This is a genomic window from Imperialibacter sp. (genome assembly GCF_040222815.1).
GTDB lineage: Bacteria > Bacteroidota > Bacteroidia > Cytophagales > Cyclobacteriaceae > Imperialibacter.
In genome coordinates, this window is the sequence record NZ_JAVKCH010000013.1 from 103,912 (window position 1) to 116,194 (window position 12,283).

Consider the following 12,283-nt stretch of genomic DNA (forward strand, 5'->3'; position numbering starts at 1 on the left):
CCTGCGGTCAATGGGTTAACTGTTGCTTAAATGTCTAGTAGGATTTCCCCAACTTTTCCCTAGTTTTATCAGACTCACAAACTACCATTTACCTAGCTGCCGATTCGCATGTACAAAAGAAGACTCTTGAAGCTTGTAAGTACTGCCAGTGTCATTTGCCTTACGACTTTAATGTTGTTTGCTCAGGAGGCAAACTACCCGGATACGATAGCAGCGAAACTGAAGCGACTGGAATCTGCCGCAGAAAAAGTCACCTACCTCAATGAAGCAGCCTACCAGTTCCGAACCAGCGAACCGGCCCTGGCCCTGACTTTGGCTCGCAAAGCCAAAATACTTTCAGAAGATGACCAACTGCTTGTCGGCAAAACCAATATTACTTTGGCACAGCTGCTGTTGTACACTGGAGAAACCGATTCGGCAGAACTCTTGTTGAAGGAGGCCAGTCGGATATTTCTCACTGTTAACGATAGCGCTCAATTGGCGAAATCGTACTTTGAACTAGGCACACTTTATTATTACGAGTCGAAAGACTCGCTGGCACTGGAAAACTTCTTCAAGGCATTGCCTATGTTGCAGGCAATGAATGACCTGCGGGGTCTGGCATTTTTATACAATAACTTATCGAACCTGATCAGCTATATGGACGACACTGAAGGCGCCATCGACTATATGCTCAAGGCGATTGACCTGAAAATGCAGCTGGGTGAGGAGGCGCTGCTCGGTACCAGCTACCATAACCTGGGCCGGCTCTACTACCAGCTCGACAATGTGGACTTGGCCATCAACTACTTTCGTATGAGCCTACGGGTAAAGAAAAAATACAACAACATCAAGGGCTTGGCCCCCACCTACAATTCCCTGGCTGGTATTCAGCTAAAGCTTAAACGAAATGACTCTGCCATCTTTTATCACCAGGAGGCAATCGCCATCGACAAGCAATTGCAGGATACGCTGGGATTAGCCAACGACGTGCTCTCGCTTGCTGACACTTACCTGGAGTTGGGTAATTTTAGCAAGGCGGCGCAGTACAGTGTGGAAGCATTGAGCTATGCACAGGAACCAAGACTTGTGAGGGACACCCGGCAGGTGGTGGCCCAAAGCTACCAGGGGACGGGCGATTTTCGCAAAGCGTTGGAATACTACCAGCTATATATGAGCCTGAATGATTCTCTTACCAATGCCGACAGGCAAAAAAGCATTGACGAGCTCCGGGAAAAATACGAAGCAGAAGAAAAGCAAAAGGAGATCATCTTACTGTCCAAAGAAAACGAAATTGCGGGGCTCGAGCTCGACAAAACCCGTAGCCAGCTTTACCTCGCCCTGGTGGCGATAGTTTTGGTGGTGGGCGGCGCTTTTGTGTTTGTGTGGAACACACAACTGAAGCGTAAACTCCTCAATGAAGAAATTACTAATCTGCGAAATCAGCTCAACCTGTTACTGGCACCAGGAGATAGCCAGGAAGATCTATCCATCGAAGCTGTCAATAGTAAACTGACGGCCCCGCTTACCGAGCGGGAGTTTGAAATACTGCGGCTGGCCGTGTCAGACATGAACAACAAAGAGATAGCAGAGACGGTCTTTTTATCGGTTCATACCGTTAAGTTCCATCTAAGTAAGATCTACGAAAAGCTGGGTGTAAACGACCGACAGGCTGCCCTCAAGTTTATTGCAATAAAATAGCGCTTTTTAACGAGCTCATTTTCAGTCACTTGCAAAAACTAGCCACCCGGCTAGTAGGTGTTTCACCCGTGGTGGGTGAGGAGGAAGGGGGTGAATAGGAGAAAATTTGGTTTCACAAATCGCTGAAACCATGAAAAAAATCCTTTTACTCGTAACCATGCTGGCTGGACTCGCCGTTAGTGCCAGGGGACAGTTTACAGTAATTATACCAGCTGGTGCACCACCGGTAGGTACGAAACAATTTAAATTTCAATCTTCCTCTGGCTCCTGGAAGGCTTTGGGCAATGCTGCCCAGCTAGTCGACAATAACAATAATCCAGTAGGTACTATAAGTCTTCAGGGACACAACGGCAGTGGCAACTATCATCACTGGGTATATTTCAATTTCACTATTACGGGCAATAATTTTGGAGGTCAGCTTTTGCCCAACACCACCTACAAGATGGTGGCCTCCGGACCACTACTGGAAAAAACTAATGGAGAGCAATGGCCGACAGCCAGCGGCACCTTCCATACTTTCACGACTGGCGCTGACGACGTGCAACCAAAGGGGATATCCATTTCTCCAGTAAAAAACTCCACGAACGTCTCTGGAGATGGCCCATTTGTGATAACCTTTGACGAGAAGATTCAAAAAGGTACAGGCAACATTGTTCTCCATGCCATGGATTTCACTGGCAGAGACAGGATAGTCAATATCAGCTCCTCGCAAGTACTGGTTTCTAATAACACGACCACTATTCCACGATCAAATGTTATTGTTAACCTCACAGACTATTTGGTAAGCGACGGAACGGCTGCCTACTATCTGGAAATTGAAGAAGGGGCATTTGTTGACTTGTCAGGCAATGAAAGCGTCGCCTATGGGGAGTCATGGTTAACAAACTTTAGCGTCGAGAATACATATGTTTACGATACTTCGCCTCCCCTTGTTGTTACTCAGGCACCCGAGCACCAGGCTGTTCAGGTTGCTGCCTCTACCTATCGCATTACCTTCAATGAAGAAGTAAAAAGAGTAGGCAATTTCTACCTCAGAGATGCTTCAGATAATAGCATCTATGCCACTTTTGGCAACGGAAATACTTTTTACAAGGACGACAAACACAGCATTGAAATGACGCTTATTGGAGGCACAGCGCCGTTCGCTAAGCAGTTTTACCTTGAAATTCCCGAAGGTGCTATAACAGACCTGGCTGGCAATGCTTTCGCTGGGTTTGGAGCCAATGAATGGCGCTTTAGGATCGTGGACAATGTGAAGCCGGTGATCACGGCCTTCACACCCTTAGATGAGGCCCAAGTGCCCACAAGCCTTTCCACTCTTACCATGACCTTTGATGAGGATATTGAGGTTGGAAACGGTAGCATATCATTATATAAATTTACAGGAACTTCCCAGATTCATCAGTCTTTTCCGGTTGGGGGTAACAATGTGACGGTAGACGGCAACGTACTCACCGTGTCGGGACTGACAGGTTTATTGCCCAATCAGGCTTATTATGTGCTCGCCCCCTACGGCTTTGTCACAGACTTGTATGGAAATAGTTCGACAGGAGTTGCAGACCGATATATATGGAATTTTGCCACAGAAGCAGCTGCCAATGAAGCGCCCACGGACATAGCCCTTAGCTTTAGTACAATCAACGAAAATCAGCCTGTTGGTACCGCAGTAGGCTCTTTTTCTACCAGCGATGTTAATGCTACCGATACCCACAGCTACAGCCTGGTGGCTGGCAGTGGCGGAGTCGACAACAGCAGCTTTACCATCGAAGGTAACATCTTGAAATCTGCTTCATCTTTTGACTTTGAGTCACAGGCTAGCTATAATATCAGAGTACGCAGTTTTGACGGAATTGCCGGTTTTGAAAGAACCTTTGTTATTCAGATAGGCAATGTGGCTGAAAACAGCCCTCCCTCCAATATCACCCTCGTCGGCACCTCAGTGAATGAAAATAGCCCGCTGGGTACCGTGGTTGGCACCCTCAGCTCGACTGATGCCGACGGTGGAGATTCTCATACCTATGCCCTGATAGCAGGGGAAGGCGATACAAATAATGGTTCTTTTTACATAGCAGGGAATAGTTTAAGAACCAATGCCGTTTTCGACTTCGAAACCAAAACGTCCTATAGCGTAAGAATTCGTACCAGTGATGGTACAGCCGCTTTCGCCAAGGTATTTACCATCACCGTCAACGACGTGGTAGATACGGACATCACAGGCCCTCTTACCAGCAGCCTTACACCAGGTGATGGTGGCACGGGCATTTTCGTGGATGCCTCTCTGGTGTTGACTTTCAATGAGCCAATCAAGGCGCAAGCTGCCGGGGGCACTGTGTCTGTAAAAAGGCTCTCCGACAATGCGGTGATGCTTGCAGGGCAACCTAAAACTAATACGACGGACTTCACTGTTGCTGGGAGCACATTGTCGATCCATCTTTCGGGAGCATCGCTGGCGTACGAAACTGGCTACTATGTAACTATCGACGAGTACAGTATTGAAGATCTGGCTGGCAACTATTACCTCGGTTTTGCCGACAACACCACCTGGAATTTCACTACAGCTACGGCGATCCAAAGTGATGCCACTGCCCCAACGGTCGTTGGGTTTGATCCGGCGACAGGTTCCAGTAACAATTCTTACGATCATGGGTATTTGAGCCTCACCTTTTCGGAGGAAATCAGGCACAAGTCTCAGTTCAGTACTACTTTTATTCTTCAATACAACAATTTTGGAGTATGGAGTGGTGAGACTAAATATTTTCAAACAGGAACGGAAGATGTGACATTTAGCGGAAATACCATCACACTTAATAACGTGCCTGACTTGAATCCGAACCGTCAATACAGGGTGGTTGCTCATTGGAGTGGTAGCGGTGCCATTGAAGACCTGAATAACAACGATTTTGTTGAGTGGGGATATACCGACTTGTGGACTTTTACTGTTGCATCGGGGGCAGCGGTAGCGGCCCAGTACCCTGCTCATAGCAGCACCAATATTCCTACGTATGCAAATGTTGAAATTACTTTCGATCAGAGCATTTCCGTGGATTCTGACGACTCACAGTTTGCTATGATCTTCAAAAGCGGAAATGCTCAGCCATATTATTCCTTTAGTGGGTCGAGTGGAGAAGGCACAAGCTGGTGGATTGTTGGAAATACCCTTGTGCTCAACCCGAACTATGATTTCGATACAAATACTAGCTATGAGGTTAGATTACGATCTTTGCAAACCAGTGATGGCATCGATATTCACGACATTGCCAACGAAGACTGGCAATTTACCACGGGCACGGTAGTCAATAATGCTGCCACTAATATCACGCTCACTAAGGGGGGGGTGGCCGTGACAAAGTTATCGGAACAGCTCCCGGTTGGTGCTTTTATCGGCACTTTGGCCGCTGTCGACCCCAACGCTGGTGATACGCATACCTATGAGCTTTACAATACTGCTGGTTTCAACAATGATAAATTCTCTATTGAAGGCAATCAGCTCTATATCGCCGAAACATTCGATTTTGCCAGCATCCCTCAGGCCAAACTGAGAATAATCACCTATGATCAATACGAGAAGTCATACATCAAAGAGTTTTACTTTAACACCAACGCTCTCCCAACCGATATCACCCTCTCCAATGCAAGTATCAACGAGGGGGCCGCAGCAGGAACTAATATCGGCTATTTTTCAACGATTGATGCCAATAGTTTTGCTAATTCTTACACCTATGAACTCGTAGAGGGCTTTGGCGGAGAGGACATTGGTTCGTTCACAATAGCAGCAGGTGGGCTTTTGAAGTCGGCGGCAGTATTCGATTACGAGACAAAAAACAGCTACAGCATCAGGGTGAAAGTATCTGATGGGATGGATACTTTCGAGAAGAAGATGACCATAACGGTTAATTATGTGGATATAGAAGCGCCTCTTATGCTCAGCTTTTCACCAGCACATTTGGCCACAGGAGTGGCTTCGGATGAAAACCTGACGATTACGTTTAATGAGCCCATTGTGGCAGGGAGCGGACACATTTGGGTGCGTAAAATAGGGTCTGGAGAGACAGTCATATCCGGTGCAGTGGCCTCCAACCCATCGATCTTTACAGTAGAAGAGAATACGCTCACCATCCACCTCGCCAATTACAATGACAATGCGCCGACATCGTCAACAACCTACTATGTGACGGCTGCTTCGGGATCGGTCAAAGATGCAGCCAATAATAGCTTTGCGGGGATCAACAACAGTACAACCTGGAATTTTACAACAGCCGATATTGTAGCTCCGCTGCTCAACAGCAAGTCTCCGCTGGACAACGCCACTGGAGTGGCAGTGGGTGCAGACCTGGTGCTTACTTTCAACGAGCCGGTGGCGATGGGCTTTGGTGAAATTGGCTTGTACAATGGTGGGGGCAGCCTGATAGAGAGCTTCTCGTTGCTTGCGGATGGCTCTCGGCTTTCGGTTAGCGGAAACGCTTTAGCCATTAACCCCACCGGCAATTTGCTGGCTAGTGAGAGCTACTACCTCCTGGTCGCCGCCGATGCCGTGACCGATGTGGCCGGGAATTATTTTGCGGGCATTGCCAATTCGGACACCTGGAATTTCGCCACAGCTACAGCAGGGCAGGCACCGACCAATATCATGCTCTCGGCCAGTAGCTTTTCGGAATCCATCGAAGCCGGAGAAACAATTGCCACTTTATCGGCTACAGACCCCGATGCCAATACCAGTAGCTTCCAGTTGGTGGATACCGAGTCGTTGGGCACATCAGTTGACGATTTTTACATCGCAGGAAGCAGACTCTATGCAGGTGAGGGTGTATTCGATGCCAACACTAAGAGTACCTATGATATCCGTATCCGGGCGACCGACAACGATAACAACAAGTACACCAAAGACTTCCAGCTAACTGTGACAAAGGGCCAAACGATCACCTTTGCTGCGATGCCAGAAAAAACCTTTGGCGATGCTCCGTTTAACCTTGATGCGACAGCCAGTTCTACCCTTACCGTTAGTTATGCCAGCTCCGATCTGTCGGTAGCGACGGTTGACGGTACGCAGGTAACGATAATGGGAGCAGGAAGCACGCTGATCACTGCCACGCAGGCAGGCAATGGTGCTTATCGTGCCGCCGACCCCGAAGCGCAGGAACTTATAGTAAACAAGGCTTCGCAACTCATTACCGTGAGCCCTATTGCAGATAAAGCTATAGATGCAGTGCCATTTGCGGTGTCAGCGACGGTAGACTCAGAGCTCCCGCTTACCTATTCCATCGTTAGTGGCCCGGCGACCAACGTGGCTTCCAACGTTACCCTCGACGGCACTGTCGGAGAGGTAACAGTGAAAGTGAGTCAGGCTGGAAATGCCAATTATTTGCCTGCGGAAAGCGTAGAGGTGACGTTTCTGGTGACAGACCCGTCGAAAACTAACCAAAGCATTACGTTTAGTCAGATCGGCGACCAGACCTATGGAAGTACAGTAACGCTGGAGGCGACAGCCAGCAGTGCCCTGGCAATCGACTATCAGCTAGTGTCCGGCCCTGCCTCATTGAATGGAAGTGAGCTGACACTCACCGGCCTGGGAAGCGTCACAGTCAGGGCCACCCAGGCAGGTGACGATGACTATAATCCAGCGGCTCAGGTGAGCAGAAGCTTTGAGGTGGGCAAGGCTGCTCTGACAGCAACAGCCGAGAACAAGCAAATGACCTACGGCGATGCCTTGCCTGATCTCACGTATACTGTTACCGGTTTTGTAAATAGCGAAACGGCCGATGTGATTGCAGGCAATATAGAAGCAACAACGGAAGCTTCAGCGTCATCAGATGCTGGCGAGTATGCCATTACTGTGAGTGGCGGTACTGCCGAGAACTATGAGTTCAGCTACGTCGATGGAACCCTGACTATTGGAAAAGCAGACCAGTTGATCGCCTTTGAAACATTGGAAGCCAAAACATTTGGCGATGCTTCATTTGATCTTGTAGCCAGCAGCGATGCGGCATTGCCGGTGACTTTTACCAGCTCAAATGAAGCCGTAGCGACTATCAGCGATGCTACCGTGACCATTGTAGGAGCTGGCACCGCCACCATCACAGCGGTTCAGGCAGGCAGTATCAATTACAAAGAAGCAGAAACGACGCAGGAGCTTACAGTCAGCAAGGCTGGGCAAACCATCACTTTCGAGGCTATAGGAAACCAGGTACTAAGCACTGGTAGTATAACGCTCGCAGCAACAGCCAGCTCTGGACTGGCAATTGGCTATGAAGTAAGCGGCCCAGGGACATTGGAAGGAACGATATTGACCTTCACGGGGGCAGGAGATATCACGGTAACTGCCAGTCAGGCCGGGAATGTGAATTACATGGCAGCGACAGCATTGCCGAGGACCTTCACAGTGACCGATGATACTCCTGTTGACCCTGTGAGGCAAGACCAGGTGATCACTTTCGACGCACTTGCTGATAAAACCTTTGGCGATGCTGCCTTCGATTTAGCGGCCACGGCCAGTTCTGGACTGGCAGTAGGCTATAGGGTAACCGGCCCAGCTACTATAAGTGGAGCTACGGTTACGATCACCGGAGCAGGCGGTGTAACAATTACTGCAAGCCAGCCAGGCGATGATAGCTTCAATGCGGCAGCAGATGTGAGCCAAAGCTTCACTGTCAACAAAGCAACTGCCACCATCACCCTGTCGGATTTGGAGCAAGAAGTGGACGGCACACCCAAGACACCGACTGTAGTGACAGACCCAGCCGGTTTGGAAGTGGTATTCACTTTTGATGGAGAGACAATAGTTCCCGTCGTTGCCGGAAGCTACACAGTAGTGGCGACTATCAATGATGCCAATTACAATGGAAGTGCAGAGGCCGTATTTGAATTGACAGAAGTTGTTGAGACAGGGATAGGTGATGAACTGAGCCAGATTTTAGTGTATCCTAACCCATTTGTGGAAACGATCAAAATTGAAGGCAAGAACCTAAGTGTAATCCGCCTGCGCAATCTTAACGGACAGCTAATGTTTGAAAGAGCTGTCACTGACAAAACAGAGCTTACTACTCCTGATTTGATGCCTGGTGTTTATCTTCTTTACCTGATTGATGGCGAAGGAAGATCCAACGTTAGGAGGATGGTAAAGAAATAGTAGATCCCCACAACAACTGGATTTATTACTAGTGAGAAACCGGCTTCATCTGATGAAGCCGGTTTTCTTTTTATTAAATATCGCCGAACTGTATTCGATTAACCAAAACAATAATTATTTTCAGCTATTTGTCGGGAATTTATATCATTCAATAAATGGCTTTTAGATTTTGTTGGCTGGGAATTTGTCTGCTGATCGTCGGTACCGTTTCTGCTCAGAATAGTCAGTCGATAGCCCAGCTTAAGCAAGCAGACAAAGTTCAGAATTCGAGAGAAAGGATAACCTTTTTATTGTCCGCCGAAGGTCTCCAAACCATTTCCGATGATTCTATCAAAGCAGCCTACCTTCAAAAGCTGGGAAACACCTACGCTCAGGCCTATTCAAACGATACGGCGCTTTATCATTTGAACGAAGCACTACAGTTGGTTGGCTCTAAACCGTTTAAGTTGCTTAAAGGAGAGATTTATAATAGCCTGGGTAATACGTCCCTCACCCTGAGTGCCACCGACGATGCGATGAAGTACTACAATGCAGGATTAGAAGAGGTGGGTGATTTGCACACAGTGGACGGCGCTTCTCTTAAATCACGGCTTCTAGGGAATATTGGAGGGATTTATAACGAGTTGGAGCAGTATTCGAAATCGCTTGAATATGCACAGGCAAGCTTTCAGGTCATTCAAGAATATAATTTGACGGAGCGATATTTTATGGGACACCTTGTTCTCGCTTTTGCCCACAGTGCTCTGGGCCATCTTGACCAGTCTATGGAGCATAACCTGAAAGTGCTGGACATCATTCTGCAAAATGGAGATTCCTCCTACCTGGCATATGCTTATAAAAATATTGGATCTATTTATCATCAAAAACAAGACTGGAAACGGGCAGAGGAGTATTACCTGAATGCCAAAGAGGTTGCCTGGATTGTTCAGGAATATGAGGTGTATGTGAGTTGTTTTTCCAACCTGGCGGAGGTTTCAGAGCAGCAGGGACAACTCAAAACAGGTATAAGATTTGCCCAACAGGGTATCGAGGCGGCTAAGATGTACGGTTTGTTGCCCAAACATATCGAAGCCATTAAATTTTACTATTTACTGTTAAGAAAGTCAAATCAAATCGAATTGGCATTAGCGGTTCATGAAGAATACATGGCACTGAAAGACTCTTTGTTTAGGTTGGAAACGGTAGCTCAAATCGAGGAAATTGAATCGAAATACGAAAAGGCTGAGCAGCAAAAGGAAATAGCACTGTTAACGGCGCAGCAGGAATTGACAAAAAGTGAGTTGTCACGCAAACAGCAAGTGCAAATTTTTCTAGTCGGAGCGTCTGCCTTATCAATTATCATTCTCATGCTTGTTATTTACAGTCAACGCCAAAAGGCACGATTGAGACATGAGATTCTAGAAGGACAGCTCAATGAATACCGTATACGTCTCAATGAAATGCTGGGGAAATACGAAGGAGATTTTAGTTTGTCGCTTGAAGAACTCAACGGGCGAGTGTCCAACCCAATTTCTGAGCGGGAATATGAAGTGCTGAAGATGATTTTTACTCAAAAGACCAATCAAGAAATAGCCGATGAGCTTTATTTGTCTATTAATACCGTAAAAAGCCATTTGAAGAACTTGTACGACAAGCTAGGCGTGAATAACCGAGGGGATGTTGTGAAATTGATCGCCTCGAGGAAGTAAGTAAAGCGTTTCAAATCAATGTAGTTCTAAGCTTGTGAAGTGCGTTTTTCTGGTCAAGAGCAATGAAGAAATTTGTTTCAATTCTATTACTTACGTTCATTTTTTCTGCCAAATCCGAAGCTCAGTCCTACCAGATGCTCCAGGATTTTTTGGAACAGGGCCGGTATGAAGAATTGATAGCCGAATCTGACTCTCTGATTAGTGGAGGATCTGTGTCGCCCTATCTTTATCAGTATCGGGGTGATGCCTACTATTATCTCAATGATGTAAGAAATGCTTTGATTAATTATACCAGAGCGCTTGAAGAATATCAGCATTCGGAGATTGCCGACCCGGTGTTGGAAATGGACTGCTTCAGCAATGTTGGATGGTGTTATGACGAACTAGGGATCAATGAAAAGGCACTGCAGTATCATATGAAGCACCGTGAACTGGCTGTACACTATCTTGATACGTCACAATTCACCGTCGGAACATACAATTGTGCAATTTCGCTAATGGAGATGGGCCGATACGGGGAAGCCATGCCACTTTTTCTGGAAGTCTACGATATGGATGTGTTGCTGAAGGACACTGCAGCCATAGGCTTCGACCTTAATGCATTGGGGTATGTACACCTTGAAGCAGGTTTTATCGACAAGGCCATTGAATATTATCAACAGTCAATACGCCTTTTGGAGGGCAGTTCGGGAACGCAAAGGTCGCTGGCAACAAGGTGGAATAATTTAGGGAGAGCTTTTTTGGATAAAGGGAACCTGGACAGCGCCAGCTTTTTTTTCAAAGCATCCTTTGAGTTGCACAGTGAACTAAATGACACAATTAATGCATCAGAGAGGCTCATTAGCCTCGGTGCATTGGAGAATAAAAGGCACAATTTTGCAAATGCCCTTCCATTTTTGAATACAGCAAAAGTGGCTCTGGAACAACATGAAGTAGTTGATCAGCTGATACAATGCGACCTTGAGTTAGCCACTTCATATAGAGGGCTCGGTGAATACCATAAGGCGGAAGAGCTTGCCAAAAAAGTGGTTAGAAATTCATTTGAAAACAGTTCTTTGCCAGGCAGGATAAATGGCTACTCTTTGCTGTCTGATATTTACGAGCAGACGGGCAGGTGGCAGGACGCCCTGCAAGCCAATAAGAATGTGCAGGTTTGTCGTGACAGCCTGGCGGGCAGGGAAACCAACCGTGCCCTGGTAGAAATGCAGGTGAGGTACGAAGTGGATAATATGATGCAGGAAAACGAGCTGCTGAAGGTAGAAACACAGCTTTCTATAACACAATTGGAAATAGCTAAAAAAGAGCGTTTGGCTTTATGGATTGGGATTGTGGTGCTGGTGGCCGGGGCAGCAGCAGCAATAATGGTGATGTTTCAGCGACAGGCTCTTCGGAGAAAGCTTTATGATAGAGAAGTAGAGAATCTCAAACTCCAGGTAAGCGCCCTTGTAGGTAAGGCTGATGGAAAAGCTGAGGAAATCAGCATTGACTTGTTAAACGCACAGATCGAAAGTCCTCTTTCGGAAAGGGAATTTGAGATACTTGCAAGCGCCTTGAAGGGCAACAATAATACACAGATCGCAGAGGAGCTATTTGTATCGGTGAACACGGTGAAGTTCCACCTGAAGAATGTTTACGACAAGCTCGGTGTGTCAAGTCGCAACGAAGCACTGCAATTTGTGATCAAGCAAGGTTAGTAACCCCTCTTTCCTTCATTTTACGCCATTTCTAGCCTGGAAGGCTGAAAAACTACCCGGTGGGTAGGCCCAAATTCACCCGCTGCGGGTGGCAGTCA

The 12,283-nt window shown here is 47.1% G+C and carries 4 protein-coding genes; all 4 read left to right on the plus strand.

What is annotated here, in order from left to right:
- Positions 1–108: 108 nt before the first annotated feature.
- Positions 109–1,680 (plus strand): tetratricopeptide repeat protein, encoded by a 1,572-nt coding sequence (locus RIF36_RS03530; RefSeq protein WP_350124901.1) that lies wholly within the window; start codon positions 109–111, stop codon positions 1,678–1,680.
- A 130-nt stretch (positions 1,681–1,810) separates the two neighbouring features.
- A complete protein-coding gene (locus RIF36_RS03535) occupies positions 1,811–8,803 on the plus strand; it encodes an Ig-like domain-containing protein (RefSeq protein WP_350124904.1) in 6,993 nt (2,330 codons plus the stop codon).
- 155 nt (positions 8,804–8,958) lie between these two features.
- The gene (locus RIF36_RS03540) at positions 8,959–10,491 is read left to right on the plus strand and encodes a LuxR C-terminal-related transcriptional regulator (RefSeq protein WP_350149311.1); all 1,533 of its coding nucleotides are present in this window, start codon (positions 8,959–8,961) and stop codon (positions 10,489–10,491) included.
- 62 nt (positions 10,492–10,553) lie between these two features.
- Positions 10,554–12,185, plus strand: a complete 1,632-nt coding sequence (locus RIF36_RS03545) for a tetratricopeptide repeat protein (protein ID WP_350119911.1) — start codon at positions 10,554–10,556, stop codon at positions 12,183–12,185.
- Positions 12,186–12,283: the final 98 nt, after the last annotated feature.

Excerpts from the sequence above, each read along its gene's own strand:
- RIF36_RS03530 (WP_350124901.1), top strand. The coding sequence starts at position 109 with ATGTACAAAAGAAGACTCTTGAAGCTTGTAAGTACTGCCAGTGTCATT.
- RIF36_RS03535 (WP_350124904.1), top strand. The coding sequence starts at position 1,811 with ATGAAAAAAATCCTTTTACTCGTAACCATGCTGGCTGGACTCGCCGTT.
- RIF36_RS03540 (WP_350149311.1), top strand. The coding sequence starts at position 8,959 with ATGGCTTTTAGATTTTGTTGGCTGGGAATTTGTCTGCTGATCGTCGGT.
- RIF36_RS03545 (WP_350119911.1), top strand. The coding sequence starts at position 10,554 with ATGAAGAAATTTGTTTCAATTCTATTACTTACGTTCATTTTTTCTGCC.